Origin of the sequence: Dechloromonas denitrificans (assembly GCF_020510685.1) — a bacterium.
Lineage (GTDB): Bacteria > Pseudomonadota > Gammaproteobacteria > Burkholderiales > Rhodocyclaceae > Azonexus > Azonexus denitrificans_A.
The window spans coordinates 1,725,194-1,750,449 of sequence record NZ_CP075185.1 but is presented as its reverse complement, the minus strand read 5'-3'; the positions used below and the strand labels follow the sequence as shown (position 1 = coordinate 1,750,449).

General features: G+C 61.8%; 25 protein-coding genes and 1 riboswitch. Of the genes, 16 read left to right on the top strand and 9 right to left on the bottom strand.

The features are described from left to right. Window positions 1-17 precede the first annotated feature (17 nt). The 9 genes from KI611_RS08465 (at window position 18) to KI611_RS08425 (ending at window position 8,088) form a co-directional block, all read left to right on the top strand. Window positions 18-1,292, top strand: coding sequence for a cation:proton antiporter (locus KI611_RS08465; RefSeq protein WP_226419383.1), 1,275 nt, complete (start codon window positions 18-20; stop codon window positions 1,290-1,292). Then, on the top strand, window positions 1,289-2,443 hold the full coding sequence (locus KI611_RS08460; protein ID WP_226419382.1) for a YbdK family carboxylate-amine ligase: 1,155 nt from the start codon (window positions 1,289-1,291) through the stop codon (window positions 2,441-2,443). Before KI611_RS08465 ends, KI611_RS08460 begins: the two co-directional genes overlap by 4 nt. Then, on the top strand, window positions 2,443-3,702 hold the full coding sequence (locus tag KI611_RS08455) for a hypothetical protein (protein WP_226419381.1): 1,260 nt from the start codon (window positions 2,443-2,445) through the stop codon (window positions 3,700-3,702). Before KI611_RS08460 ends, KI611_RS08455 begins: the two co-directional genes overlap by 1 nt. A 198-nt stretch (window positions 3,703-3,900) precedes the next feature. Further along, a complete protein-coding gene (locus KI611_RS08450; RefSeq protein WP_226419380.1) occupies window positions 3,901-4,479 on the top strand; it encodes an SCO family protein in 579 nt (192 codons plus the stop codon). After that, entirely contained in the window at window positions 4,479-4,811 is a 333-nt protein-coding gene (locus KI611_RS08445) for a hypothetical protein (protein WP_226419379.1), read from the top strand. Before KI611_RS08450 ends, KI611_RS08445 begins: the two co-directional genes overlap by 1 nt. Next, window positions 4,774-5,907 (top strand): ABC transporter permease, encoded by a 1,134-nt coding sequence (locus KI611_RS08440; protein WP_226419378.1) that lies wholly within the window; start codon window positions 4,774-4,776, stop codon window positions 5,905-5,907. Before KI611_RS08445 ends, KI611_RS08440 begins: the two co-directional genes overlap by 38 nt. Then, a complete protein-coding gene (locus KI611_RS08435) occupies window positions 5,904-6,578 on the top strand; it encodes an ABC transporter ATP-binding protein (protein ID WP_226419377.1) in 675 nt (224 codons plus the stop codon). Before KI611_RS08440 ends, KI611_RS08435 begins: the two co-directional genes overlap by 4 nt. A gap of 6 nt (window positions 6,579-6,584) precedes the next feature. Further along, entirely contained in the window at window positions 6,585-7,592 is a 1,008-nt protein-coding gene (locus KI611_RS08430) for a hypothetical protein (protein ID WP_226419376.1), read from the top strand. 1 nt (window position 7,593) lies between these two features. After that, window positions 7,594-8,088, top strand: a complete 495-nt coding sequence (locus tag KI611_RS08425) for a TlpA family protein disulfide reductase (RefSeq protein ID WP_226419375.1) — start codon at window positions 7,594-7,596, stop codon at window positions 8,086-8,088. Between the two features lie 83 nt (window positions 8,089-8,171). On the opposite strand, the gene KI611_RS08420 is transcribed toward KI611_RS08425, so the two are convergent. From KI611_RS08420 to KI611_RS08405, 4 genes are all read right to left on the bottom strand, one after another. Then, entirely contained in the window at window positions 8,172-8,744 is a 573-nt protein-coding gene (locus tag KI611_RS08420; protein ID WP_226419374.1) for a nitrous oxide reductase accessory protein NosL, read from the bottom strand. 56 nt (window positions 8,745-8,800) lie between these two features. Continuing rightward, the gene (locus KI611_RS08415) at window positions 8,801-11,155 is read right to left on the bottom strand and encodes a TonB-dependent siderophore receptor (protein ID WP_226419373.1); all 2,355 of its coding nucleotides are present in this window, start codon (window positions 11,153-11,155) and stop codon (window positions 8,801-8,803) included. 111 nt (window positions 11,156-11,266) lie between these two features. Next, window positions 11,267-12,202, bottom strand: a complete 936-nt coding sequence (locus KI611_RS08410; RefSeq protein ID WP_226419372.1) for a FecR family protein — start codon at window positions 12,200-12,202, stop codon at window positions 11,267-11,269. Next, window positions 12,199-12,696 carry an RNA polymerase sigma factor gene (locus KI611_RS08405; RefSeq protein ID WP_226419371.1) on the bottom strand — a complete coding sequence of 166 codons (498 nt, stop codon included), beginning with the start codon at window positions 12,694-12,696 and terminating at the stop codon, window positions 12,199-12,201. Before KI611_RS08405 ends, KI611_RS08410 begins: the two co-directional genes overlap by 4 nt. A 321-nt stretch (window positions 12,697-13,017) precedes the next feature. Between KI611_RS08405 and KI611_RS08400 the strand changes: the two genes are divergently transcribed. The 3 genes from KI611_RS08400 (at window position 13,018) to KI611_RS08390 (ending at window position 14,323) form a co-directional block, all read left to right on the top strand. Then, window positions 13,018-13,161, top strand: coding sequence for a hypothetical protein (locus KI611_RS08400; protein WP_226419370.1), 144 nt, complete (start codon window positions 13,018-13,020; stop codon window positions 13,159-13,161). A gap of 80 nt (window positions 13,162-13,241) precedes the next feature. Then, window positions 13,242-13,844 (top strand): nitrous oxide reductase accessory protein NosL, encoded by a 603-nt coding sequence (locus KI611_RS08395; protein ID WP_226419369.1) that lies wholly within the window; start codon window positions 13,242-13,244, stop codon window positions 13,842-13,844. After that, the gene (locus KI611_RS08390) at window positions 13,844-14,323 is read left to right on the top strand and encodes a nitrous oxide reductase accessory protein NosL (RefSeq protein WP_226419368.1); all 480 of its coding nucleotides are present in this window, start codon (window positions 13,844-13,846) and stop codon (window positions 14,321-14,323) included. Before KI611_RS08395 ends, KI611_RS08390 begins: the two co-directional genes overlap by 1 nt. Window positions 14,324-14,375: 52 nt before the next feature. Here the strand turns inward: KI611_RS08390 and KI611_RS08385 are convergent, their stop codons facing one another. Beyond that, complete coding sequence (locus tag KI611_RS08385) at window positions 14,376-15,662, bottom strand: HD-GYP domain-containing protein (RefSeq protein WP_226419367.1); 1,287 nt, start codon at window positions 15,660-15,662, stop codon at window positions 14,376-14,378. Window positions 15,663-15,742: 80 nt separating this feature from the next. Then, window positions 15,743-15,832, bottom strand: a riboswitch (cyclic di-GMP riboswitch). Window positions 15,833-16,211: 379 nt separating this feature from the next. On the opposite strand from KI611_RS08385, the gene KI611_RS08380 reads away from it, so the two are divergent. The 3 genes from KI611_RS08380 (at window position 16,212) to KI611_RS08370 (ending at window position 18,502) form a co-directional block, all read left to right on the top strand. After that, a complete protein-coding gene (locus KI611_RS08380; protein ID WP_084513568.1) occupies window positions 16,212-16,643 on the top strand; it encodes a hypothetical protein in 432 nt (143 codons plus the stop codon). A 537-nt stretch (window positions 16,644-17,180) separates the two neighbouring features. Then, the gene (locus KI611_RS08375) at window positions 17,181-17,483 is read left to right on the top strand and encodes a DUF1889 family protein (protein WP_226419366.1); all 303 of its coding nucleotides are present in this window, start codon (window positions 17,181-17,183) and stop codon (window positions 17,481-17,483) included. 437 nt (window positions 17,484-17,920) lie between these two features. Further along, on the top strand, window positions 17,921-18,502 hold the full coding sequence (locus KI611_RS08370; RefSeq protein ID WP_226419365.1) for a hypothetical protein: 582 nt from the start codon (window positions 17,921-17,923) through the stop codon (window positions 18,500-18,502). A 284-nt stretch (window positions 18,503-18,786) separates the two neighbouring features. Here the strand turns inward: KI611_RS08370 and KI611_RS08365 are convergent, their stop codons facing one another. The 4 genes from KI611_RS08365 to tpx all read right to left on the bottom strand — a co-directional run bounded on the left by KI611_RS08365 (window position 18,787) and on the right by tpx (window position 23,490). Continuing rightward, window positions 18,787-20,184 carry an FAD-binding oxidoreductase gene (locus tag KI611_RS08365; RefSeq protein ID WP_226419364.1) on the bottom strand — a complete coding sequence of 466 codons (1,398 nt, stop codon included), beginning with the start codon at window positions 20,182-20,184 and terminating at the stop codon, window positions 18,787-18,789. Beyond that, complete coding sequence (gene rimO, locus KI611_RS08360) at window positions 20,159-21,481, bottom strand: 30S ribosomal protein S12 methylthiotransferase RimO (protein ID WP_226419363.1); 1,323 nt, start codon at window positions 21,479-21,481, stop codon at window positions 20,159-20,161. The genes KI611_RS08365 and rimO overlap by 26 nt, the downstream gene beginning before the upstream one ends. 59 nt (window positions 21,482-21,540) lie before the next feature. After that, window positions 21,541-22,914 carry an HD-GYP domain-containing protein gene (locus KI611_RS08355; protein ID WP_226419362.1) on the bottom strand — a complete coding sequence of 458 codons (1,374 nt, stop codon included), beginning with the start codon at window positions 22,912-22,914 and terminating at the stop codon, window positions 21,541-21,543. Between the two features lie 72 nt (window positions 22,915-22,986). Continuing rightward, window positions 22,987-23,490, bottom strand: a complete 504-nt coding sequence (gene tpx / locus KI611_RS08350) for a thiol peroxidase (RefSeq protein ID WP_226419361.1) — start codon at window positions 23,488-23,490, stop codon at window positions 22,987-22,989. A gap of 262 nt (window positions 23,491-23,752) precedes the next feature. On the opposite strand from tpx, the gene KI611_RS08345 reads away from it, so the two are divergent. Then, window positions 23,753-25,255 carry a methylmalonyl-CoA carboxytransferase subunit 5S gene (locus KI611_RS08345; RefSeq protein WP_226418198.1) on the top strand — a complete coding sequence of 501 codons (1,503 nt, stop codon included), beginning with the start codon at window positions 23,753-23,755 and terminating at the stop codon, window positions 25,253-25,255. The last annotated feature ends 1 nt before the right edge of the window (window position 25,256 follow it).

The window sequence follows — 25,256 nt, the reverse complement described above, 5'->3', positions numbered from 1 at the left end:
CGACGATCGGACACCGCATGCTCGATAGCCTCCTCGCGCTGCCGCGTTCGCTTTGGGAAAGCCTGCTCGAACGGCTGTTCTTCCTGCCGCCGTTTCCGGAAAGCATCGATTCGCTGGCCCTGTTCAGCCTGCTGCTGGTCATCGGACTGCTGATCGGCGAATGGCTGCACGCCCGGGTCGGCTGGCCGAAAGTCATCGGCTACGTACTGGCCGGAACCGTTTTCGGCCCCTCGCTGCTCGGCTGGATCAGCATCGAGGCACTGGCCCAGGCGCGGCCGATTGCCGATGCAGCCCTCGGCCTGCTGATGATGGAGGTCGGCCGCCGGCTGGATATTTCCTGGCTTGGCCGCAACCCCGAACTGTTGCGCAGTACGCTGGGCGACATCGTTCTGTCGTTCGCCCTGATCTTCCTCTTCGCTCTCTGGGTGGTCGGCCTGACGCCCGCCTGGGCAGCCGCCACCGCGGCGGTCACCATGGCCTCGGCGCCGGCGGTCGTACTGCTCACCATCGACGAATACAAGGCCCAGGGCCAGGTCACCGAACGCGTAATCCTGCATACGGCGATCAGTTCGGCCGCCTCCTTCGTCGCTTTCGCCATTGTCCTCGGCATCGTGCATGCCGAACAAAACGAGGGCTGGCTGAACGCGCTAGCCCATCCGCTCTGGGTGGCGGCGGGAGCCCTGCTGATTGCCGGCCTGACCAGCCGAATGGCCCTGGCCATCGCCCGACTGCTCCCCAAACGGTCGCTCGCCCAGGTTTTTGTGCTGATCGCCTGCGCCCTGCTCGCCGTCGGCATCGGCCGGATGCTGGCGGTACCGGTCTTCCTCACGCTGTTCCTGATGGGCGTGCTACTGGCCACCCACGACCCGCAGCAAACGCTGCGCTACACGCAGTTGCCGGAGGGCCACTGGCTGCTCGCCATCGTCCTCTTCGTGGTGGTCGGTGCCTCCCTGCCCTGGCAGAACTTCACCTGGCTGACCGGTCTTCAGGCGCTCGGCCTGCTCGCCGTCCGCGCCATCGCCAAAACGGCCGCCCTCGCGCTGGCCGGCGGCAGCCTGCCGATGCCCAAGCGTTTGCTGGTCGGCATGGGCATTCAGCCACTGTCGGCCACCGCCGTCTTCATGGCTTACGAGATTGCCAGCCTTTACCCGGAAATCGGCAGCTCGACCCTGGCCTTGCCGCTGTTCGCCGCCGCCATCATGGAACTGGCCGGCCCTGCCCTGTGCCGCCAGGCCTTGAAGAAATCGGGCGAATGCGAAAGCGGGACGCCTGAGACGGGAGGTATCGCATGAGCAGCACGCCACTCGGCGAATTCACCGACAGCGCCGCCTTGACCCTCGGGGTCGAGCTTGAACTGCAGTTGGTATCGCGGCGCGATTTCGACCTGACGCGCGGCGCCACCGACCTGATCGGCAGCCTCGACTACGACGGCCGCTACGGCGAGATCAAGCTGGAAATAACCGAGAGCATGATCGAGATCAGCACCCAGCCGCAGGCCACCGTCGACGGCATCGCCGCCGACCTCGGCGGCCTGCGCGAGACGCTGCGCCATCACAGCCAACGCAACAATATCGGCATCTGCGGCGGCGGCACCCATCCCTTCCACCGCTGGCCGGAGCGCCGCATCTGCCCGGGCGAGCGCTTCGACGACCTTTACCAGCGCTACGGTTACCTGGCCAAGCAATTCACGGTATTCGGCCAGCACATCCACGTCGGCTGCACCTCGGCCGATGACGCCATCTGGCTGACCCAGGCGCTCGGTGTTTACGTGCCGGCCTTCATCGCGCTGTCCGCCTCGTCGCCCTTCGTCGATGGCGTCGACAGTTTCTTCCAGTCGGCGCGGCTCAATGCCGTTTCGGCCTTTCCGCTGAGCGGCCAGTGCCCGCCCCTGGCCGGCTGGGCCGACTTCGTCGAGCACTTCAGTTTCCTGCAGGCCTGTGGCATTGCCCAGAGCATCAAGGATCTGTATTGGGATGTCCGGCCAAAACCGGAATTCGGCACCGTCGAGATCCGCGTCTGCGACACCCCGCTGACCATCGAACAGGCCGTCGCCCTGGCCGCCCTGGCCCAATCGCTGGCCCGCTGGCTGCTCCGCACCCGCCCCGAACTGCAGACCGCCAAACAACTTCATGTTGCCCGCTACAACAAGTTCCAGGCCTGCCGCTATGGCATGGCGGCGATGATTTCCGACCCGATCGCGCTCGCTCAGCAACCGATGCAGGAAATTCTCAAAGCCTTGTTCGAAACCCTGGCCGATGATGCCCGGGAACTCGGCTGCGAACACTGGCTCAAGGCCCTCCGCCACGGCATCGCCGACGAGGCCGGCGATGCCGCCTGGCTGCGCGCAAAACAGCAAGAGCATGGCAACCTGAACGATGTCGTGCGCGAGGCCACCGAGCGCCTGATGCCGCCCCCCAGCAAACCCTCCGCGGAGAATTCCTGATGAAGCGCCGGCTGTCGATCTTTTCGCTCCTCATTGCGGCCAGCACGCCGACGATTGCCGCGCCCCCGGCTTGCCAGTTCGAAAGCGTGGCGAGCGGGCCGCAGAAAATCGGCCGCTGGATCGACAAGAACAACTGGCTGACCACCGAAAACCTGCGCCGTACGCTGCCGGCTGCCAACATCTTCATGCCGGCCCTGCGCCTCGAGCCCGACCAAGCCGGCGAAGTGCTGCGTCCGGCCTCGCGCCAGCTCGATCTCGCGGCTGCCAAGGCGACCGACCCGATCGACGGGCGCGAACGCGACCTCGAGTTCCTGCTCGACAGCCGCCTGGCCGCCGACGGCATCCTGATCCTGCAAAACGGACGCATTCTGGCCGAAAGCTATCGCCACGGCCTGCGCCCCGAAGATCCTCGCCTGCTGCTCCAGGCCACCCGCCCGTTGCTCAACCTGCTCGGGGCGATCAGCATCGGGGCGGGCAAGCTGGCCGCCGACCGCCCGGTCAATCGTTATCTTCCGACCCTGGGCAAACAGCCCGGCATCCGCAAACTATCGGTGCAACGCCTGCTCGAGAACGAGGAAAGTCGCAGTTGGAACGACCAGGATCTTGCCGGCTGGCGACAGGCCGGCGGCTGGACGGCCGAAGAAACCGGCCAAGGCATGCGCCCCTGGCTCAGCCTGGCGGGACGCTGGGAAAAGCCGCCGACCGAGCTAAGCGCCCCGGCCGTCGCCGGCAATCCGGATGACGACCTGCTCGCCTGGCTGCTCGCCGAGAGCAACGCCATGCCGCTCTCCCGCCTGTTCTGCGAACAACTGCAGACTCGCCTGCGCCCGGAACATCCGGTGCTCTGGCTGACCGACAGCCAGGGTACCGAACTGGCCGACGGGCTGGCCCTGTCGCTGCGCGATTTCGCCCGGCTCGGCAACCTGCTGCTCGAAACCCGCAGCAACCGCAATCGCAGCCGCATCCCGAGCTGGTTCATCGAAACCCTGACCGCCTCGGCCGGCCTGCGCACCCCGGAAATCCGCGGCCTGACGAAAGGCAGCGAGGCGCGCTATGGCTTCGTGCACCTCGGCGGCGACAGCAACCGGGCCGCCCTGATCGGCCCGCACGGCAACAGCCTGTACATCGACTTCGACCGCCGCCTGGTCGTCGCCCTCTACGCCAGCTACCCGGCTGTCACTTCCCCGGCACTGCTGGCAACCCTCGACCAGTTCTGGAAAACCATAGGGACCTCGGGCTTGGCCCTGCGCAAGCCGTGATAAGCCATGCGACCCGGCGACTGCGGTCTGCGGCAATTTGCCGCATACCCGCCAGTCGCCGAACTGGTTAGCATGGCCGCTCCAGCCTGACCATCGCGCTGCGCGGTGCGCTGATGGGGGCAGCCAACCGTTTTTGACCTGGGCACCACTCATTCCAAAGGCAGACTTCGAGTCTGCCTTTTCAGCATCTGTCAGCATATGAAAAAATACGCCCTGATCGGGATTGCCGTTGGCCTGGCGCTGCTGCTCGGCGCGGCGTGGTTGCTCCGTAGCGAAGCGAACGCATCGGACAAAAAGTTGCCGGCCGGCACCGATTTCGTTTTGCAGTCGGCGGACGGCCCGGTCGACTCGAAAGCCTTGCGCGGCAAGGTTCTGTTGGTTTATTTCGGGTACACCAATTGCCCCGACGTCTGCCCGGCCTCGCTGGCCGCCGGTGGTCAGGTACTGAAGGCGCTGGCGCCGGAAGAACGCAGCCGCGTCAAGATGCTGATGATTTCGGTCGACCCGGAGCGCGACACCTTGCAGCACCTGAAGGAATACACCGCCTTCTTCCACCCCGCGATGACCGGCATCACCGGCTCGCCGGCCGAGATCGCGACAGTCGCCAAGGCTTTCGGGGCCGGCTACGGCAAACAGCCGGCCAAGGCCGACGGCAGCTACGCGGTCGATCATACGGTAGCGACCTATGTCGTCGATCCGGCCGGCCACCTGGCCGCCGTACTCGATCTCGGCACGCCAACCGACAAGGTCATCGCAACGGTTAAAAAGCTGCTTTGATGGGACGCCCATCGAATCTGGCTTTTCTGTTACTGGCAATTCTCGGCGCGGCCGCCGGCGGGATTTTCGTCCACTCCGGGCAAGCCGCCACAAGCCACAAGCCACGCCTGCAAGCGACCCGGGATCTGGTCGCCCGCCTTGGCCTGACCGATCTCGCGCTGTTCACCGAGGCCCGCTACACTCGCCACCCCTCGCAGGCCGATCTGCACTCCGCCCTGCAGGACCATCCGGGCGCTTTCGAGCATTTTCCGACCGGCTCGCTGCTGCCGCCCCCCGCTCACCTGACTGAATCCCATGCGACTCTGGCTGGAAAAACAAAGACACCTGATTGATTTCACGCTGGCTTCGCTGGCCCGCCGCAAAACCAAGAATATCGGCCTGCTGCTCGCCTACACGCTGCTGGTTTTCGTGCTGGCTTCGCTGGCGCTGTTCACCAACGCGCTGCGCACCGAGGCGGCTTTTGTGCTGGCCGGCTCGCCGGAAGTCATCGTGCAACGCATGGTGGCCGGCCGGCATGACCTGATTCCGCCCGGCTATCTGGACAAGATCGGCCGCATCCGGGGCGTCCAGAAGAAGGAGGGGCGGCTCTGGGGTTATTACTACGACCCGGTACTCAAGGCCAACTACACCTTCATGGCCCGCCCCGCCGCCGAAGTCGCCGACGGTTACATCATGGTCGGTGCGGCGCTGGCGCGCGAGCGCGGCCTGGAGGCGCACAACACCATTTCCTTTCGTTCCTACTCGGGCAAGCTGTTTGCCTTCGAGGTCGCCAGCGTGCTGTCACCCGACTCCGAACTGCTGTCGGCCGATCTGATCCTGCTGTCGGAAAACGACTTCCGTTCCTTCTTCGAGTATCCGGCCGGGCATTACACCGATATCGCGCTGTCGGTCGCCAATCCGCAGGAAGTCCGCAACATCGCCGGCAAACTCTCGGAAGCCTTGCCGGATTCACGGCCGATTTTGCGCGAAGAGGTATTGCGCACCTACCAGAGCATTTTCGGCTGGCGCGAAGGCATCGTCCTCACCGTACTGTCCGGTGCCATCCTGGCTTTCGTCATCCTCGCCTGGGAAAAGGCATCCGGCCTTTCCGCCGAGGAAAAACGCGAAATCGGTATCCTCAAAGCCATCGGCTGGGAGACCGGCGACGTCATCCGGATGAAGCTGTGGGAAGGCCTGCTCATTTCGCTGACCGCCTTCCTGCTCGGTTTCATCGGTGCCTACGTGCATGTCTTCCACTTCGGCGCGCCGATCTTCGAGCCGGTGCTCAAGGGCTGGTCGGTGCTCTACCCGCGCTTTACGCTGCTGCCGGCGGTTGACGGCCTGCAGATCGCCACGCTGTTTTTCTTCACGGTCTTTCCCTACACGGCAGCAGTACTGGTGCCGATCTGGCGGGCGGCAATTACCGACCCCGACGCGGTGATGCGATGATCGAACTGTCCGACATCAAGAAGGCCTTCAACCAGGGCCGGCCCAACGAATACTGGGCCCTCAACGGCATCGACCTGACGGTGGAAGCCGGCAAGGTGACCGCCTTTCGCGGCCCCAGCGGTTCCGGCAAGACAACGCTGCTGACGCTGGTCGGCTGCCTGGCACGGCCGACCAGCGGCCGGGTGCGTTTCAAGGGCGAGGATATTTCCGGGCTGCCCGAGCGCTTCCTGACCGACATCCGGCGCCGGAGCTTCGGTTTCATCTTCCAGCAATTCAACCTGATCAAGGGCCTGTCGGCGCTGGAAAACGTCATCCTGCCCGGCTTTCCGACCGGCCGCCGGCGCGCCGAACTGGTCGCTGCCGCCACCGCCTTGTTCGAGCAATTGAAACTCGGCCACCGCCTGCATGCCAAGGTCGAATGGCTGTCCGGCGGCGAACAGCAGCGCGTGGCGATCGCCCGGGCGCTGATCAACGATCCGGAAGTGATCATCGCCGACGAGCCGACGGCCAATCTCGACACCACGCTTTCCCGCGAATTCATGGCCATCCTCGAAGGCTTCACGGCCGCCGGCAAAACCGTGCTGCTGACCAGCCACGATCCGCTGGTCGTCGAATCGTCGGCGGTGCATCGCGTCGTCGGCATGCGCGACGGCATGCTGGTCGACCACTAGCCCGGCATGCTTTTCCAGCCCGCCATCATTGCCCTGCTCATGGCCGCCGGCGTTGCGGTAGTCATGCTGGCGGCCGCCGCGCCGTTTGCCGTCCGGGTGATCCGTCACTGGGACATCCGCAGCGGCGCCGAGCGGCAACTCGGGCTGGAGCGCCAGACCTACCTGTTCTCGACCCTGCTCAGTTTTGTCTTTGTTGCCCAGCTCGGCGCCCTGCTGCTCTTTGTCTTCAACGCCGACCGGCTATCGGCGATGTTCGTCGGCGCCATGTGCGCGGTCGGCACGCTGAACGTCAATGGCTATGGCTTTCCCTCGCTGATCACCCAGATGCTGGTTTTTTTCTTCGCCGCCATGTGGCTGGCGATCAACCACGTCGACACCCGCGCTCCTGATTACCCGCTGGTGCGGATCAAATATGCCCTGCTGCTGGTCCTGCTCCCGCTGCTGATCGTCAGTTTCTGGCTGGAGTTGAAGTACTTTCTCGGCCTCAAGGCCAACGTCATCACCTCCTGCTGCGGCAGCCTGTTTTCCGAAAAAGCGACGACGATTGCCAGCGAAGCCTCGGCGATGGCTGCGCAACCAGCGCTCTTCCTCTTTTACGGCACGATGACGCTGACCATTGCCAATGCGCTGTGGCACTGGCGGCGCCCCAGCTGGACCGGCGGCTACCTGCTGGCGGCGAGCAGCGCGATGGGCTTCATCGTTGCCATCATCGGGGTGCTGTCCTTCGTTTCGCTTTACATCTACGAGCACCCGCACCACCACTGCCCGTTCTGCATTCTCAAGCCTGAATACAGCTACCAGGGCTACTGGCTGTACGTGCCGCTCTTTACCGGCACGGCGGCCGGCCTGGGCGCCGGCGCGCTGCAGGCCTTTGCCCGGGTGCGCAGCCTGCAGGCCATCGTTCCGGCCGTATCCGGCCGTCTCGCCGGATTGGCTGCCGCCGGCTATATCCTCTTCACGGCACTGGTGACCTGGTTTGTGCTGGCTTCCAATCTGATCCTGATCGAACACTGAAATGCGCCTTCTTGCCTTGCTGGCCGGGTTGTTCGTGCTGACCGCCTGCGGTAGCGACCACCCGGACATGAAACTGAATAACGGCGATCCGGCCCCCCAATTTTCCACCGTCGCCGTCGACGGCACTTCGGTCGCCTACCCCGCCACCTATGCCGGCAAGCCGCTGGTCATTCGTTTCTGGGCCGACTGGTGCAAATACTGCGCCGGCGAAATGCAGGCCATCGAGCAGGTTTATCGACGCCACCAGGATAAAGGCCTGGCAGTCGTGGCGATCAATACCGGCCAGGACCGGGCGACCATCGCCGCCTTCGCCCATAAGGTCGGCTTCAGCTACCCCACTCTGCTCGATGAAACCTCGGCCATTACCAAACGCTACGGCGTGGTCGGCCTGCCGACGACCTATTTTGTCGACGCGCAGGGCATCGTCCGCGGCAAGATCGTCGGCGAGGCCGACGAGGTCACCTTCGAACGCCAGGCCTTCGCCCTGTTCAAATGAAAGAGCCGGCCCCATTTGTTGCACAGATATTCCACAGCGACGACTGGAGCCACTCGCGGCGCCTGCAGAAAAACTGAGCCGGCTCAGCCCGCCGCTTCAGCTTTCTTTCGCCGCTGCCGCTCCAGATCGTTGCCGTAACGCTTAAGCAGACTGTTGGCCGTTTCTTCCAGCGATGCGCTGATCGCCGTGGCAAAGCTGCCGATTTCGCCGCCGTAAGTCAGTTTGGCCTGCAGCGCTGCATCGCGGCTGGCAAACGGAACCTTGCTGACCGGCGTCATCACGCCGCGCAGATCGCTGCCGATCAGGTAAGTAGCCGATGCAGCTTCGACCAGCGGCCGGGGATTGGCGGTCACGCCGTTGTCCGGGGCATAAATCGCCGTGAAGCCGCGCCGCCGCTCGCGCAGCATGCATTCGGCGACGCAATGCACCGAGCAGGTGCCTTGCACGAAGCCGTCGCCATAAACCAACAGATGCCGGGCGTAATGGAAACGGCGACGATCCATGTTGCAGATCACGCAGCGCGGGTATTTTTCCAGTTCGTTGTCGAGCGGCGCAGCATCGACGCGCACCTCATCGGCATCCTTCTTTTCCTGCGCCGCACCACAGCCGGCCATCGCCAGCAGCAGGGCACCGCCGAGCAGTGTTCTTCTTTTCATCGAAATCTCCTGTCACCGCCCGGCAGGCATGACTCCCGGGCGAAATTGTCGGACCATCAGTAACTGGCGCGAAGGGTCAGCATCACATTGCGCGGATCACCGTAGGTGTTGTAGGTATTCGTTCCCCCAAGCCGGGTGTAGTACTTGGTGTCGAAGAGATTGTTGATATCCAGGGTCACGGCGTAGTTCTTGTCGATCGCGTAACCGACTTGCGCCTTGACCACCGAATAGCCGTTTTGCAGGCGCGGCGCAACCGTCGGATTGGCGGCACCACTGGCCGACTGGGTCGCGCCATTGACCCCCAGGCCGACACTGAAGCCGCTCAACAAGCCTTCGCCAAAACGATACTTGCTCCACAACTTGAATATTTCCTTGGGGTACCAGAAACTGACCGGCTGACCCGTACTCGAGCCGTTATTCAACCACTTGGTGGTCAAGTTCGTGTAGCCGGCCGAAATATCCCAGCGGGCCAGCGGACGACCGACCATTTCCAGCTCCCAGCCCTTGCTTTCGAGCTCGCCGGCCGAGACGTAATAGCCTGGATTGTCCGCGTCGGCCAGCGCCCGGTTGGTATCGCGAATATTGAAAAGAGCCGCCGTAACGGCCAGCTTTCCCGCAAAAAAGTCGACCTTGCTGCCGATTTCGACCTGTTTTCCGACGCGCGGATCGAGGACGCTGTTATCGACCCGCTGCTGGGTTTGCGGCACGAAAATATCGGCGTAACTGCCATATAACGTGACGTCCCGAGTGACGTCCCAGACCACGCCGGCATACGGGGTGAATTCGCCTTTCGCGTTGCCACCCCGCGTCCAGTCGGTCGGCGTCGGGTGCGGCGAGATGTTGCGCGACTGATAGTCGTAGTTCGAGAAGCGCCCACCCAGAATCACTTTCAGCGGGTCGGCCAGACTCAGGGTTAGCTTGCTGTAAATCCCCGATTGCTTGGTGACGCTTTGACTGCCGGCCCTGTAGATGACATTCGGTTCCGGCACGGCGGGAGGGTCCGAGAGCCTGATGTTGGCTACATTGAGGTAGGCACTGCCCGACGAGTTCGGATTGGCACCCCGTCCGGTACTTTCATAGCGGCTGTAATTGGCGCCGAGTAGCAACTCATGCTTGCGACCGAGCAATTTGAACGGACCGCTGGCGAACAGGTCGATCCCATCGTGCTGATAGTCGTACTTGAACTCCCGGCGCGCGTAATTGGCAATCATCATGGTCGCCGGATTGACCCCCGTCGTCGGGTAGCCATCCTTGAAGAAGAAGCCCTGATCGCGGCGCTGGAGCTTCAGTGAAGCGACCCAGTCGCTATCGAAGCTGTGGTTCAATTCCCCGCCGACGTCGAGCGTGTCCCACTCCGACCGATTCCAGTCCGGGTAAGGGTTGAATGATCGGGGCACGGACAGGAAAGCGCCGTTGGTATAGGCGGGCAGCCCAGAGAAGCCGGTCGAATCGTTGTTCTGGTAAGCGAAGAAAACGTTGCCCGTGGTCGTCGGCGTGAAATCCAGATCCAGCGTTCCATAGGCCAGCCACTTTCGATCATGGACCCGGTTATAGACATAGTCGCGGTCGATGTAGGAGAAGACCGCCCTGCCGCGCAGGCTGGCGCTTTCGTTGAGCGGCCCGGTCACGTCAGCTTCCATCCGGTAGTTTTCCCACGTCCCGGCGGAACCGGCAAAGGTGGCAGCAAAGGCATCCTTGGGGCGTTTCCTGACAAAATTGACGGTTCCCGAGAAGGAACCGGACCCTTGCAGCACGCCGGATGGACCGCGCAGCACTTCGACACGTTCGTAGATCGGCAGATCAAATTGTTGGTACCCGGAAAGCGGCATCGAGGACGGGATACCGTCATGCTGGACTTCCAGCGCGGCACCGCGCGAATGGTATTGGCCTTGGGTAATGTCGTTCGACACCGCCTGGACTCCAGTGACCTGGGATAGCGCATCCCAGGTGGTCATCATGTTCTGGTCGTCCATCTGCTCGCGAGTCAGGACCGACACCGAATTGGGGATTTCGCGCAGCGTCTGGGGGGTCTTGCCGGCGACCGTAATTTTCTCGGCCTTGTAGCCGTGCTCGGCGCTCGCCCGGACCAGGACCTCAGGCATCACGGTCGAATCGGGAGGCGAACGCTTGACGACATAGGTGCCCTTGCCGGTGTTGCCGAAGACCAGGCCGCTGCCAGCGAGCAGCTTGCGCAGCGCTTCATCCGGAGCGAGCTGACCATGCAGCGAAGCGGACTGAGCGCCCTTGACTTCGTCGGCGGAGAACAATATCTGGATGCCACTCTGGGTAGCCAGCGCCGTGAGCGCGCTGCCCAGGTTCTGGGCGGCGATGTCAATCGGCTTGATCTGGGCGATGGCGCCACCGGAATGAATGGCGGCGACCAGCAGCGCGAGGCGCAGTGGTTGGTGCATGAAGTTTCCCCCTGTTACATGTTTTTGTGACGGGACAAATACGTCCGACATTGCTTAAGACGTAAAAAGGGGCGCTACCCTGACATCGATTCCGAAATATTTTTGCTGCGCTTAGCGCTGGCGTAGCCGGGTACCGTCCGGCGTCTCTTGGACCCTGACCGGCAGGATCGCGGCGAGCGCCTTGAGCAGACCGGCGCGGTCCGTCCGGTCGAAAACGCCGCTGACCCGATAGCGGTCGAGCGCACTGTCGGCAAGGCTGACTGGACGCTCATGCTGGCGGTTGATCTGGCGTACCACTTCGCCGAGCGATGCCTCGGCAAACAGCCAGCGATTGTCCAGCCAGGCGCAGGCGGCCTGCGGCGTGATGGCCTGACTGGCGGAAATCCGGCCGGCCTGGTAGCTGGCCTGCTGACCGCCGTTCAGCAGGCGTTTGGTCGGTTGCGCGTCGAGGCTGATCTCGACGGCGCCCTCGGTAACCGAGACGGTCACCTTGCCTCGGTCTTCCAGGACATTGAAGGTCGTGCCGATATCGCGCAAGCTCCCCTCGCCGGCCCGCACCTCGAAGGGACGCAGACCAGGTGCCACCTTGAACAGGGCCTGCCCGCGCTCGAGCGTGATCCGCCGTCGCCACAGCGAATACTCGACGTGCAGCACGCTATCCGCATCGATTGCGATGTGCGAGCCATCGGCCAACTGCAGTTCGGCGGTTTCGCCGATCCCGGTGCTTTTCTGCAGGTCGACGCCAGTCGCCGTATAAGTCAGGGCCAGAACGGCAGCCACCGCAAGGGCAAACGCTCCGCCGGCCAAACGCTGTTTGCGCCGCCGCGGCCGCGCCAGACCATCGATAGCCCCCCACAGTTTCTCGAAGCTGGCGTATTCCCGCTGATGCCGCTCGGACGAGGCCAGCCAGCGCTGGAAACGCTGGCGCTCGTGATCGGCGAGCCGTGGCTGGCGCAAGCGAATGAACCAGGTGGCCGCTTCATCAGCCAATCGGTCGGGCTCGCCAGCACCGGCCGGGGAGCCGAAGTTGGTGGCATCACGCCTCATGCCGGCATGACCCGCAGGCGAAGCAGGACCAAGGCGCGCACCAGATGTTTTTCGATAGCATTGACGGTGACCCGGTATTCCCGCGCCAGGGTCGCCTGCGGAATGCCGTCGAACTTGTGGCGGATGAAGACCTCCCGGCATTTGGGCGGCAGTTCCTCGATGGCCCGGCGCAGCCGATCGAGCTCCTGGCGGGCCATGGCAAAGCGTTCGGGCGCCGGATATTCGGAGGCCAGTTCGGTGCATTCGGCAATATCGACCCACTGCCCCGCCTTGACCGGATTGGCCCGAAAATGGTCGGTCGCCAGATGACCGGCGATCCGGAACAGAAAGGCACGCGGGTTCTCGATCGGCGAGGCTGGCGCGGCAACCATGTAGCGGATGAAGACCTCGTGCGCCAGTTCGGCAGCGGCCTCGACACAGCAAATCCGGCGCGCCAGAAAACGCCGGATTTCACCGATGTGTTCGATATAAAGACAGGTAATTGCGCTGGCCATGAAATGCTGACGGCAACCTGGACAGGGTTGTTTTTAAGGCGGCGATTCTAGAAGCAATTACCACCTTGGTCGTGCGGCTAATTGACGCACAGCCGGTCGGTCAGGCAATTGTCATCGGGCGATTTCGCCGAATTTGCCTAGTCCGCGTGATCAAGCAGCCGCTTGTCTGGCAGTCTCGTCGTTATTGACCACAGTCACCACCAAGCCATCGCCGAGTTTCCTATTGGCTCGCCTTCATGACCGAACCGCTCGGCAGCGGCCATTGCCTCGGTATGTGCGGCGGGCTGTTTTCCGCCTTCTTCGTACGGTTTGGCGATGACCATGGCGCAGGCCGTCAAAGCGACCAAGGAGCCCTCGTTCTTGGAGGGCGGCCTACTGATGCTGGCCTTCGGTGCCGGCATGCTGCCCTCGATGCTGTCGGCCTTCGTGCGGTTCGGCAAGATCGCGCCGAGGCTGCGGGGCTGACTGCGACACTTTGCCGCAGCGCCGACACATCATCGAGCGCTAATATTTGGAAGCTACCAAACAGCCACAGGAAGAGAAAAATGAAACGCCGCGATCTTCTCAAAATCTCCGCACTCGCCGGCTTCGCCGCCACCTCGACACAGGTCAGCGCCAATGCCTGCACCACCGATGGCACGCCGAACCAGTTCATTCCGAAAACAGCCGCCGATAGCAAGCCGCTGGACAACGAACTCGCCAAATATCCGAAATGCCCCTACTGCGGCATGGACCGCAAGGAACATCACCGTACCCGCATGCTGGTCCAGTATTCCGACGATCTGGTCGACGGCACCTGCTCGATTCACTGCCTGTCGCTCAGCCTCAGCCTGAACATCGACCGCGAACCGAAGACCATCTGGGGACCGGATTACGGCTCAAACATCGAGCCGCGCCCGCTGCTGCCGGTCGATCAACTGCTCTACCTGATCGGTGCCGATCTCAAGCACGCAATGACCAAGCGCAGCAAGCACTCCTTTGCCTCGGCTGACATCGCCAAGGAATTCCAGGCGAAACATGGCGGCACGCTGGCCAAATTCGACGACGCGCTGCGCGAGTCCTATCTCGACATGGCCAGCGATGCCAGCATGATCCGCAAGAATCGCGAAGAGCGCCGCAAGCGCGCCATGCAGCAGAAGCAGGGCTGATGCAGCGGCGTCATTTCGTCATCGCCGGCCTCGCCTTCTGCGTCGCGCCGGCCTTTGCCCAGACCGCACCCAAACCGGGTCCGAAAGACCTCTGCCCGGTTTGCGGCATGATCGTTTCGAAGTATCCGAACTGGATTGCCATCGTCGTATGGAAGGATGGGCACGCCCACTTCTTCGACGGTTCCAAAGACATGTTCAAATTCCTGCACGATCTGCCCAAGTACGCGCCGAATCATCGCAAGGAAGACATAGCCGGCATCCACGTCACCGATTTCTACAATCTGGAACGGATGGATGCGCGCAAGGCGCTGTATGTCATCGGTTCCGATGTGCTCGGACCGATGGGCCATGAACTCGTGCCGCTCGCCAGCCAGGCGGATGCCGACGACTTCCTGAAGGATCACAAGGGCAAGCGGATCCTGGCTTTCGACCGGGTCACGCCGGAGATCACCGCCACCCTGGATAGCGGCAAGTTCTGAAGCGCCTCAGGGTATCTTGCCGGGATTTATCACGACAACAACCCAAGCAGCATCAAGGAGCCACTAAGGTTTCTTGCGGAGTGTCCGGAGTCCACTCCAGGATGGAGATCAACGGCGCCAGGAATGCCTGTTCATCCAATGCCAGGGCATCCGCCCGCAACTGCAGCGTACGGGAGATATTGCGCAGGCGCCAGCCGGTCTCATGGACGATGTGATAGACCTCGCCGCAAAATGCACCCTCGCCGCCAGGGGTATAGCTTTGCAGCAGGAAATCCACCCCGGTGGCTCGCAGCGCCTTGCGCACGTTGTGGCAGACATTGCCGGCCATCTTCAGAAGATCATGCACCTTGCCCGCAGCGCTCTGCAGGAGTTCTCCCACTTTCGCCTCAACCTGATCGAGTTTGCACACGACGTCACGGGTCTGCTCATAGCAAGGTTGGTCGCCGTGGCCGAACGGTGCAGCCAAGTCCCGCAGCGACGTGCAGATGTATGTCTTGAGTACCGGGTCGAATTCTTCCGGAATGAGCCGGATCGCCAGCGTCGCCTTATTGGCCGCCCCTTCCCCGCCGCGCTCTATGATTGCAGCCATGGCATCGGCGGCCGCCAGGATCGAACCGATCGGAGAAATCCTCTCCTTGGTCAGCATGAAGGGATAACCACTGCCATCGAGCCGCTCGTGATGCTGGCCAATCGCCTGGCCCACCTCATCGCGCAGTTTGCCGATTTCCAGCGCAACCATGTGACTGACCTTCGGATGAACCGCCACCGAGGCCCACTCCTTGGCCGTCAACTGCCGGGATGAGTGGAGCAAATCAGGGTTGACGTAGAGGACTCCCAGGTCATGCAGCAATGCCGCACTCAGCAACAGTTCGGTATCCAGGGACGAGAGCTGGGCATACGCCGCAAAACCGGCGCACAGCGCGATGGTGTGCAACTCATGTTTGTACTCATGGGTGCCACGGTTGTCGTAGGCCGCGGCCAGCAGCAGCTTCAGGGCGCTTGGCAAACGAACCAGGCGCAGATGTGAGAGGGCCGCCAGGGCCGCCTTGTTACTGGAGAGATGGCACAGGATCGGGTTGGCCAGAATGAGCTTCTGGCAATCGTCAGCCACGTCACCGGTGGTAATGCCGTTCTCAACCTCCAGGGTGAGTTCGAGCGGCGTCCGCAACTTGCGACTGGCTAGTCGCTCCTGCAGGCAGGCGGAAATCTTCCCACCTTTGGCCCACAACTTCACCCCCTGGCTGTCGTAGATATCGTCCGATGCAACCACATCGGTCGTCTCGGTCAACGCCATGATCTTGCCGAGGCAGTGGTTGTTTACGCTATTGAATGCACTCATGGGACATCTGCTCAGTTGGTGTTGCTCGTAAGAGGCAGGTTCGCAACTGACGGATGGAGAACGTTCAAGCACAAGAGGTACTTGGCAGCCCCGCTGTCTTTGACCTGATGCCGTCAGAGGACCGGTAGCTTTGCGTCCCCGCTTTTCAGTCGAGTTTGCCAGTGGGAACACTACTGGAATGTCAAATCGCAGGCTTGATGTCGGTCAACGTCGTTCATGATCGCGGTCGTATTTATGCATTTATTGATCGCTTGCGCGAACCGGTGCTCCCGGCCAGGAGCTGTCCTTCAAGAAACTGGTCAATAGCTGCCATTCGCCAGAACCTTCTTGTCGTCGGCATACCGACTTTTCGCCGCTCCGTACTATCATTGCATATGCGGACAGTTTGCCGGAGTCGCCCCAAAATGAATCAATCAGTTACTTGGAATTTCGATGTTTTGTGATTATCAATATGCGGACCGGTGGGTCCGTTGAATAACTGTTGGGCGTCAATCGTGGAACGTGCCGCTGGTTGAGCAGATTCATCTTTACAACGGGGCGGAACGACAGATGAAATCTGGAATCGCAATTGCTCTGCAATATCAGCATGACCATATCGAAGACGCTGTTCTTATCTACTCAAGCCAGGAATGTTCAGTTTTTCTGCTTGCCGAAGGTGAGCAAACGACGCCTTCATTCGTCAAGCTAAAGTTTGAAGGCGCAAGAAGTGTTCGCAGCGCCAGTACTGATTGCAGTCCTGCGATAGGGATATACCCAAGCAACCCGGGAGATAGCTTTCTCGTCGAACTGACCGATTCAAAATGGCCCATTGAAGCTCACAACGCCTACACATATGCCAACTCACCGCTTAAGCCTAGAGGTCGGCATTTTGTTGTTTCCAACCATGATGTCTTCCACGAGATACTCGCAGAATCATTCGAGGAATCCCTAATCGTTTCAGGCAACGCAGAGTATGAGTGCATCAAGAAGTACTTTGCGTAACACAACCGTGGTTACGCCCAACCCGGCAGTCGAGCGGACCTGCGCTAAAAGGCGCGCAGGCCGCTCACTTCTACGTTGGGCGTCATGAGATTCGAGGTCATTAAACACAATCGGCGAGGAAGCCAGAAAAACTGGTGGCATCGCTATTTTTGGTCACAGCACGAGTACTGGGCGAAATTCGCTGTCAGCAAGGCGGCTCACAAAGCCAAAGCCGCAAAGTTATCTGGTAGCGGCAGCTACTTCTTTTGGAGCCAGGTGTCATTGCGCGCAGCAGCCTTTTGCGAGCGCACTTTTGGGCCGGTTCCACAGTTGCTGACCCAGCGCCCAATAAAGCGCAGCCCTTTTGCTCTTTCGTCGCCCGAGGTAAACCGCTGGCTTCATGTCCAGCCCCCATTTCACTCGCGAAAAAGAGGCCATTTGTGCCAATAGCACCAGCTTTTACGCCCAACAATCCGCTCCACCGGACCGTCGGCCAGCTTCGCTGTCCGCCGTCCGGTGAGCTTCAACGGTTAACCCTATTCATCCTCTCGCCCAGCCATGAATCCAATCCTCACGAAAGCAGTTGAAACTCTCTCGGTGGTAGTAAATACATCAACCGGGCTCGCTCACCCATTAGACGAGTCGCGTGCGAAAGAGCTATTCAAGGCATTGCATGGTCATAGCGTGCCATTGTCCTACGAAGATGTCTATTCCTTGGCAATTGCCAACTCTTGGTCAGAACGTCACGCAAAGAGCCTTGCCGAGTTGGCAGAAAAAATTGGCAATGGTGGTCGGGTACAAATCAAGCACCCAAAACAATGGGGGGAGCCAACAGTGAAAAAGATCATCGCCAACCTCTAGAATTGAGGGCTTCCGCTTATGCACAATAGGTCTAACCCTGCGTTCGAGGCGACCTGCGCAAAAAGCTGCGCAGGCCGGTGATTTACAACGTTGGGCATCATGAAAACCCCCGCGAAACTTATTGCGTTATCGCTATTGGCAATATCTATTGCGGGAGTGGCGGCTTGCTCATACATCGTGTCTCGGTACGAGCAAGCCTTCGAGGCTACCGCCAATGGAGACCCGTACTCTCTTGTAGTCGAGCGCTTCGGCAAGCCAAGTGTCATTGAGCGTCCTACTCAACCATTTCTACGCTATGCCATGCCATCCCAAGCCTGTAATACACCATGTGTATTCAGAGCGTGGTGGGAGCATCCTGTGCTCAAGGGCATTCAGGCATGGTCGGTTGAGTTCAACGACAAAAACCAAGTCATTCATACTGCCCATTGGCTATCTCCATGACATCTACGCCCAACACCACAATCCACCTGTTCGTCAAAAACCTGCGCTTTTTGCCGTCCGGTGATTTTCAACGTTATGGCTCAGGAATGACACGCGCCTTTCTCTTCGCTCTCTTGCTACTTGTAACCCGCTGCTCCTATGCCACAGCCCAAATACCGGAATTGATCGAATTGGATGGCGTGGAGCAAAGTCTCTTTTCCGAGCCGTTCACAATTTATTTGGTTAACAACCAGAGTGAAATTTCCAAACTGGAGAAATTTGCACAAGACGTATGTACTGGGTCATGGCGAAGGTATCAAGGTCGATGGTTTATTCTAGATAAGAAACTCTATCTAAGGTCTCTCGCAGCGAACCCATGCAGAGAATCGCCGGAGCAGATTCCACTCTCTATCTTCTTTCCCGGTGCCACCGGGCCTGTCCACGCGGAGTGGTACACGGGAAAACTTGTTGTTCCTCGTGGCAAGCGTCTGCGATATGTGCACATGGGCTATGAGTCGGAGTTTGAGCAATACTTGGTCTTTACTGTTCAGGATGGGCTAATCACCGCTCAAGAAGAAAGCAGTACGAAACCAAAATGAGCCATAACATGGCGCTCAACCGTGCTCCCCTTCGGTTGCTGGACGCTGCGCGATAAAGCCGCGCAGCGCCGGTTAGCTCTACGTTCCTGAATGACTGCTTTTCAAATTTAGCTACGTCCGCAAAGGGCACCAACCCGCCATAGAAGTTGACGCCCAACCTGCGGTCAATTCTGCGTGTCAATACGAAACACCGCCTTGGGGATAACTTCGCCATGGTTTCATGGTGTCGCGACGAACTCAGCCAGTTGCCCTCCGGACTCCGTTTTCCTTGAATTGCCCGATATTCAGAGAATCTTGCCGGGATTCATCAGGCCCTGCGGATCGAGCGCCTGCTTGACGGTACGCATCATGGCCATTTCGACCGGGCTTTTGTAACGCAGCAGTTCCTCGCGCTTCAGTTGGCCGATGCCGTGTTCGGCCGAAATCGAGCCGTTCAGCGCATGCACGGTGTCATGCACCAGGCGATTGACGGCGGGCTGGCAGGCGATGAAGGCGGTGTTGTCGAGCGCATCTGGCTTCGACAGGTTGTAGTGCAGGTTGCCGTCGCCGACGTGCCCGAAGGCAACGACGCGGATGCCCGGGAAGGCCGCGTTGAGCGCCGCATCAGCCCAGGCCAGGAACTCGGGAATGCGCGATACCGGCACCGCAACGTCGTGCTTGATGCTGATGCCCTCGATCTTCTGCGCTTCCGAAATGTTCTCGCGCAGGGCCCACAGCTTTTTCGCCTGGCTGTCGGACTGGGCGAGCACGGCGTCGCCGACCTCATTCCGCTCCAGTCGCGCCGCCAGCCAGTTTTCGACGGCGGCCGGATCGGCCTCGGAAAACTCGGCCAGGATGTACCACGGGCTTTTTTCCGTCGGCCGGGTGGATTCGGGAATGTTCTTCAACACCAGCCCGAGCGAGACGTCGGAAATCAGCTCGAAAGCGGTCAGCTGGGCATCGAAAACCGCCTTCGCCGAATTGAGCAGATCGACCGCCGCGCTGGGCGACGGCACGTTAAGCCAGCAAGTCGTCTGCCGCTTGGGCAGCGGAAACAACTTCAGGACCGCGGCGGTGATGATGCCGAGCGTGCCTTCGGCGCCGATGAACAGCTGCTTCAGGTCGTAGCCGGTGTTGTCCTTGCGCAGGCCGCGTAGGCCGTTCCAGAGTTCACCGCTGGCCAACACCACTTCGATGCCGAGCGTCAGTTCGCGGGTGTTGCCGTAGCGCAGCACCTGAACGCCGCCGGCATTGGTCGACAGGTTGCCGCCGATCTGGCAACTGCCTTCGGAAGCCAGAGCCAGCGGAAACAGCCGGTCGACGGCGCGCGCCGCCTCGTGCACGGCGGCCAGCGTGCAGCCGGCTTCGACCGAAATCGTGTTGTTTTGCGGGTCGACCGCGGTAATGCGGTTCAGCCGGGACAGACTGAGCAGCACCGCCTGCCCCGCCTCGTCCGGCGTTGCCGCGCCGCAATGGCTGGTATTGCCGCCCTGCGCGACGATCGGCGCGCCGGCCGCGGCACAGGCCTTGACCACGGCGGCGACTTCGCCGGCATCGGCCGGGCGGACCACGCATTGGGCGCGACCGTGATAGCGGCCGCGCCAGTCGGTCAGGAAAGGCGCGAGCTCGGCCGGATCGGTCAGGACGTAAGCCGCCCCGACGATCCCAACCAATTGTTCAGACAGGCTCGGCGTAGAGGTCATGGTGATCGGCATCGGTGACGCGCACCTGCAGGAAGTCGCCCGGTTCGGCGTCGAAGAAGCCGTCGATATAGACCAGACCGTCGATTTCCGGGGCATCGGCCTTGGAACGGGCGACGACGCCTTCTTCATCGACCGCATCGACCAGCACTTCGATGACCGTATCGATCTTGGCTTCCAGCTTGGCCGCGCTGATATCTTCCTGGACCTGCATCAGCCAGCGCCGGCGGTCTTCGCGCACCTCTTCCGGCGGCAGGCCTTCGAGCTCATTGGCCTTGGCACCGTCGACCGGCGAGTAGGCGAAGGCGCCGACGCGATCGAGCTTGGCGTCTTCGAGGAACTGGATCAATTGGTCGAAATCCTCTTCGGTTTCGCCGGGGAAGCCGGTAATGAAGGTCGAACGGATGACGATTTCCGGGCAGATCGAGCGCCACTTGGCGATGCGTTCCAGCGTGTTCTCGGCCGAGGCCGGACGCTTCATCGCCTTGAGAATCTTCGGGCTGGCGTGCTGGAACGGCACGTCGAGGTAAGGCAGGATCTTGCCTTCGGCCATCAGCGGAATCACGTCGTCGACCGACGGATACGGATAGACGTAGTGCAAACGGACCCAGATGCCGAAGCTGGCCAGCGCCTCGCACAGTTCCTTCAGGCGCGATTTGACCGGCTTGCCGCCCCAGAAGGCGGTGCGGTATTTCAGATCGACGCCGTAGGCCGAGGTGTCCTGCGAAATGACCAGGATTTCCTTGACCCCGGCGCGCGCCAGGTTTTCCGCTTCGGCCAGCACGTCGCCGACCGGCCGCGAGACCAGCGGGCCGCGCAGCGACGGGATGATGCAGAAGGTGCAGCTGTGGTTGCAGCCTTCGGAAATCTTCAGGTAGGCAAAGTGGTCCGGCGTCAGGCGGACGCCCTGCGGCGGCACCAGATCGCTGTACGGATCGTGCAGCTTGGGCAGGTGCTGATGGACATAGCCCATCACCTCGTCGGCGGCATGCGGGCCGGTGACGGCGAGCACCGACGGGTGCGTCGTCTTGACGATATCGCCCTTGGCGCCCAGGCAGCCGGTGACGATGACCTTGCCGTTTTCGTTGAGCGCCTCGCCGATGGCGTCGAGCGATTCCTCGACGGCGGCATCGATGAAGCCGCAGGTATTGACGATGACGAGGTCGGAATTCTCGTAGCTCGGGGAGATTTCGTAGCCTTCGGCGCGCAGCTTGGTCAGGATACGCTCGGCGTCGCTGCCGGCTTTCGGGCAACCCAGGCTGACGAAGCCGACAGTCGGCACTTTTTCAATGGTATTCATGCAGTAGAGACCTTGTCCGGACGGGCCGGAATTCAGAAAAACCGTATTTTACGGGGGAATCAGCCCGGCTGGCGGTCGAGCGCCTGCTTGAGAGCTGCGAAACAACGTTCGTCGATAGCCGTACCGACGTTCTCGGCCATCATCTCGAGCGTCTTCGGGATCGGTACGGCTCCGCGATAGGGACGCTCGGCGGTGATCGCGTCGAAGATATCGGCGGTCGTGATGATGCGGGTTTCCAGGCAGATCTCGGCGGCCGGCAAACCGCGCGGATAGCCCTTGCCGTCGAGCCTCTCGTGATGCGCCGCCGAGACCCTGGCCAACTCGGCGAAACATTCGATGCGCGCCAGGATGGTCTCGGTGTACATGGCGTGCGCCTGCACCGCCGCCCACTCGTCGGCGTCGAGCTTGCCCGGCTTGTCGAGCACGCTGTTGCTGACACCGAGCTTGCCGACGTCGTGCAACAAGGCGCCGCGTTGCAGCCAGCGCCGGCGTTCGGGCGCCAGACCAAGCGTCTCGGCGATCATGTCGGCGTAGAGGGCGACGCGCGCACTGTGGCCGCTGGTGTAGGGACTTTTCGAGTCGACCACCTGGCCGAAGGCAGCGGCGATGTCGTCGAGATAGTCGTCGTCCAGTTCGGCGACGTGGGAAGCCGGCTCCAGTTCGAGGATGGCGGCGGTGACTTCCGGCGACGCCAGCGTCGCCCAGAAGGCGTCGCTTTCCGCAACCGTGCCGAATGCCGCAACCAGATGGGGATCGAACCAGCGGCCGGAACGCCGGCCGATTTCATCGAGCGCCGCCTGCGGCCCGCCGGCCGTGTGGAAAACATCGATGACCTGAGCGAGCAGCGCGATCCGCGAAAACAATGGAATCGCCTCGCCGGAAAGCCCTGCCGGTTTGCCTTGGCCGTTGAAATGCTCATCCAGGCTGTAGATGCCGGCCGCCACCGTTTCCGGAAAGCGCAGCAGGCGGGCGATTTCGGCCCCGCGCTGGCAGCGCGTGGCGATCAGTTCCCGGGCGATCTCGCTGCCGTCGCGCATGATCGTCATGACACTACGAAAGCGCTCGGCCAGGCCGGCTTTCAGGCCGGTGTGCTTGAGCACGAAATTGAGCACCTGCGGCAGGCTGTCGCCGACCGTCTTGAAATCGCGCTTGAAGGCAAGGTCGTCGGTCAGATACAACTCGCAGATACGCGCGGCATTGCTGCTGCAGCCGAGATCCTTGAGCAGCAGCGTGTAATAGAGACCCCACAGGGCATCTTCATCAAGCCCGATGGTCCGGCCGATATGCATGCCGATCCAGCAGCAGCGCACGCAATGCCCTTCCGGCTGGCCTTCGGTGATATCCAGCGCATGACTGAGAGCCGAAATCAGTTCGGACAGCTTGAGGCCCGACATGACCGGCGAAAGCGCGGCGGGGGAAGAGAGCTTGCTCATTGAGCGAGAGATTAGCGCCAAATCACCTGGCCGGTTGCCCGGCAAAGGTGATTTGGCGCCGGGCGGAGGCGATCAGGCCAGGGCAGCAAGGGCCGGGGCGTAGTCCGGTTCGTTCTTGATCTCGGACACCAGCTCGCTATGCAACACCTTGTTGTTTTCGTCGAGCACCACCACGGCACGCGCCGCAACACCGGCCAGCGGCCCGCTCTTGATGGCGACACCGTAGGCGTCGAGGAATTCACGGCCGCGCATGGTGGATAGCGTCTGCACATTGGCCAGGCCTTCGGCGCCGCAGAAACGGTTCTGGGCGAACGGCAAGTCGGCCGAAATGCACAGCACGACGGTATTGGTCAGTTCGTTGGCCGACTGGTTGAACTTGCGGACCGAGGTGGCGCAGGTCGGCGTATCGATGCTCGGAAAAATGTTCAGAACCTTGCGCTTGCCGGCCAGGCTGGCCAGCGTGACATCGGCCAGATCCTTGCCGACCAGCGAAAAATCGGGCGCCGTGGCGCCCTTCGCCGGCAAGACTCCGGCCACTTCGATCGGATTGCCGCCCAGCGTTACGGATTGGGACATCGAGAACTCCTTGGATGGTTGATGGTGAAAGCAGAGCGCGTCTGACCGCGCAATCATGAATCAATTCCCGACGAACCGATAAAAAGAACTTTTCGCAATCTGGCCGGCCCTAGCCTTATCCCGGAAAGCTTATCCGCCGAGCAATCCGGGCTCGCCGCCCGGGAAAGCGGGCCGTTGGCATCTTGCCGATCCGCGGTGCATACTGGCCCATCTAGCGCCAGAACGCTCCATTGGCTGTGCCCGTTGAGGAATTGAGCTGCATATGACCAAAACAATCGACATCACCGAGCTGTGCCTGCGCGACGCGCACCAGAGTCTGCTGGCGACCCGGATGGCGCTGGCCGACATGGTGCCGGCCTGCGCCGACATCGACCAGGCCGGCTACTGGTCGGTCGAATGCTGGGGCGGCGCGACCTTCGACGCCTGCATCCGCTTCCTCAACGAAGACCCGTGGGAACGGCTGCGCGTCTTTCGCAAGTTGCTGCCCAATTCGCGGCTGCAGATGCTGCTGCGCGGCCAGAACCTGCTCGGCTACCGGCATTACGAGGACGGCGTGGTCGACCGCTTCGTCGACAAGGCAGCCGAGAATGGCATGGATGTCTTCCGCGTCTTCGATGCCCTCAACGACATCCGCAACATCCGCCATTCGGTCCAGGCGGTACGCCGCAACGGCAAACATGCCCAGGGGACGATCTGCTACACGGTCAGTCCGCTACACACCACCGAAACCTTCGTCGCAATGGCCGAACAGCTGGTCGACCTCGGCTGCGATTCGATCTGCCTGAAGGACATGGCCGCCTTGCTCAAGCCGCAGCCGGCCTACGACATCGTCAAGGGCATCAAGACGCGCTGCGGTGAGGGCGTGCGCATTCATGTCCATACCCATGCGACGACCGGCGTCACGCTGGTTTCCCTGATGAAAGCCATCGAAGCCGGCGCCGACTGCGTCGATACGGCGATCAGCTCGCTCAGCCTCGGCCCCGGCCACAACCCGACCGAGAGCCTGGTCGCCATGCTCGACGGCACCGGCTACGAAGCCCGCCTGAACAAGGCCTGCCTGCATCGCATCAAGGATCACTTCGCCGCCCTGCGGCCGCGCTACCAGGCCTTCATGTCGAACATCCACGGCGTCGAGACCGACATCTTCGACAGCCAGATCCCGGGCGGCATGATTTCCAACATGGAAAGCCAGCTCAAGCAGCAGAAGGCGGAAGACCGCCTCGATGAGGTTCTGGTCGAAGTGCCACGGGTCCGCGAGGATGCCGGCTTTCCGCCGCTGGTCACGCCATCCAGCCAGATCGTCGGGACGCAGGCCGTGTTCAATGTGCTGATGGGCCGCTACAAAGTGATGTCCAGCGAATTCGCCGACCTGATGCTCGGCTATTACGGCCAGGCACCGGGCGAGCGCGACCCGGCGGTCCTCGCCCTGGCCGAACAGCACGCCCACAAGCCGCCCATCGAACAGCGCCCGGCCGATCTGCTGCAACCCGAGTGGGGCGCCCTGCAGGCTGCGGCGACAGCGTTGCCGGGTTGCGACGGCAGCGAAGAAGACGTCCTGACCTACGCGATGTTCCCGCAGGTCGCCCCCGGTTTCTTCGCCAGCCGCGCCCTTGGCCCGAAGAACCTCGGCGTCGACCCGGCGCCGCCCGCCGCTCCGGCCGGCAGCCCGGCCGGCGAGGCGGCCCCGCTGCGCAGCCCGATCACCTACGACGTCAAACTGAACGGCCGCTCGCACCGGGTCTCGGTGACGCCGGTCAGCGAATAGA

What these genes read in the sequence shown, in the direction of transcription:
- KI611_RS08380 (WP_084513568.1), top strand. Translation starts at nt 16,212, where the DNA reads ATGAAATCTGGAATCGCAATTGCTCTGCAATATCAGCATGACCATATC.
- KI611_RS08445 (WP_226419379.1), top strand. Translation starts at nt 4,479, where the DNA reads ATGGGACGCCCATCGAATCTGGCTTTTCTGTTACTGGCAATTCTCGGC.
- tpx (WP_226419361.1), bottom strand. Translation starts at nt 23,490, where the DNA reads ATGTCCCAATCCGTAACGCTGGGCGGCAATCCGATCGAAGTGGCCGGA.
- KI611_RS08375 (WP_226419366.1), top strand. Translation starts at nt 17,181, where the DNA reads ATGAATCCAATCCTCACGAAAGCAGTTGAAACTCTCTCGGTGGTAGTA.
- KI611_RS08425 (WP_226419375.1), top strand. Translation starts at nt 7,594, where the DNA reads ATGCGCCTTCTTGCCTTGCTGGCCGGGTTGTTCGTGCTGACCGCCTGC.
- KI611_RS08415 (WP_226419373.1), bottom strand. Translation starts at nt 11,155, where the DNA reads ATGCACCAACCACTGCGCCTCGCGCTGCTGGTCGCCGCCATTCATTCC.
- KI611_RS08365 (WP_226419364.1), bottom strand. Translation starts at nt 20,184, where the DNA reads ATGACCTCTACGCCGAGCCTGTCTGAACAATTGGTTGGGATCGTCGGG.
- KI611_RS08420 (WP_226419374.1), bottom strand. Translation starts at nt 8,744, where the DNA reads ATGAAAAGAAGAACACTGCTCGGCGGTGCCCTGCTGCTGGCGATGGCC.
- KI611_RS08450 (WP_226419380.1), top strand. Translation starts at nt 3,901, where the DNA reads ATGAAAAAATACGCCCTGATCGGGATTGCCGTTGGCCTGGCGCTGCTG.
- KI611_RS08430 (WP_226419376.1), top strand. Translation starts at nt 6,585, where the DNA reads ATGCTTTTCCAGCCCGCCATCATTGCCCTGCTCATGGCCGCCGGCGTT.
- rimO (WP_226419363.1), bottom strand. Translation starts at nt 21,481, where the DNA reads ATGAATACCATTGAAAAAGTGCCGACTGTCGGCTTCGTCAGCCTGGGT.
- KI611_RS08385 (WP_226419367.1), bottom strand. Translation starts at nt 15,662, where the DNA reads ATGAGTGCATTCAATAGCGTAAACAACCACTGCCTCGGCAAGATCATG.
- KI611_RS08355 (WP_226419362.1), bottom strand. Translation starts at nt 22,914, where the DNA reads ATGAGCAAGCTCTCTTCCCCCGCCGCGCTTTCGCCGGTCATGTCGGGC.
- KI611_RS08460 (WP_226419382.1), top strand. Translation starts at nt 1,289, where the DNA reads ATGAGCAGCACGCCACTCGGCGAATTCACCGACAGCGCCGCCTTGACC.
- KI611_RS08400 (WP_226419370.1), top strand. Translation starts at nt 13,018, where the DNA reads ATGGCGCAGGCCGTCAAAGCGACCAAGGAGCCCTCGTTCTTGGAGGGC.
- KI611_RS08440 (WP_226419378.1), top strand. Translation starts at nt 4,774, where the DNA reads ATGCGACTCTGGCTGGAAAAACAAAGACACCTGATTGATTTCACGCTG.
- KI611_RS08390 (WP_226419368.1), top strand. Translation starts at nt 13,844, where the DNA reads ATGCAGCGGCGTCATTTCGTCATCGCCGGCCTCGCCTTCTGCGTCGCG.
- KI611_RS08465 (WP_226419383.1), top strand. Translation starts at nt 18, where the DNA reads ATGCTCGATAGCCTCCTCGCGCTGCCGCGTTCGCTTTGGGAAAGCCTG.
- KI611_RS08410 (WP_226419372.1), bottom strand. Translation starts at nt 12,202, where the DNA reads ATGAGGCGTGATGCCACCAACTTCGGCTCCCCGGCCGGTGCTGGCGAG.
- KI611_RS08395 (WP_226419369.1), top strand. Translation starts at nt 13,242, where the DNA reads ATGAAACGCCGCGATCTTCTCAAAATCTCCGCACTCGCCGGCTTCGCC.
- KI611_RS08435 (WP_226419377.1), top strand. Translation starts at nt 5,904, where the DNA reads ATGATCGAACTGTCCGACATCAAGAAGGCCTTCAACCAGGGCCGGCCC.
- KI611_RS08455 (WP_226419381.1), top strand. Translation starts at nt 2,443, where the DNA reads ATGAAGCGCCGGCTGTCGATCTTTTCGCTCCTCATTGCGGCCAGCACG.
- KI611_RS08405 (WP_226419371.1), bottom strand. Translation starts at nt 12,696, where the DNA reads ATGGCCAGCGCAATTACCTGTCTTTATATCGAACACATCGGTGAAATC.
- KI611_RS08345 (WP_226418198.1), top strand. Translation starts at nt 23,753, where the DNA reads ATGACCAAAACAATCGACATCACCGAGCTGTGCCTGCGCGACGCGCAC.
- KI611_RS08370 (WP_226419365.1), top strand. Translation starts at nt 17,921, where the DNA reads ATGACATCTACGCCCAACACCACAATCCACCTGTTCGTCAAAAACCTG.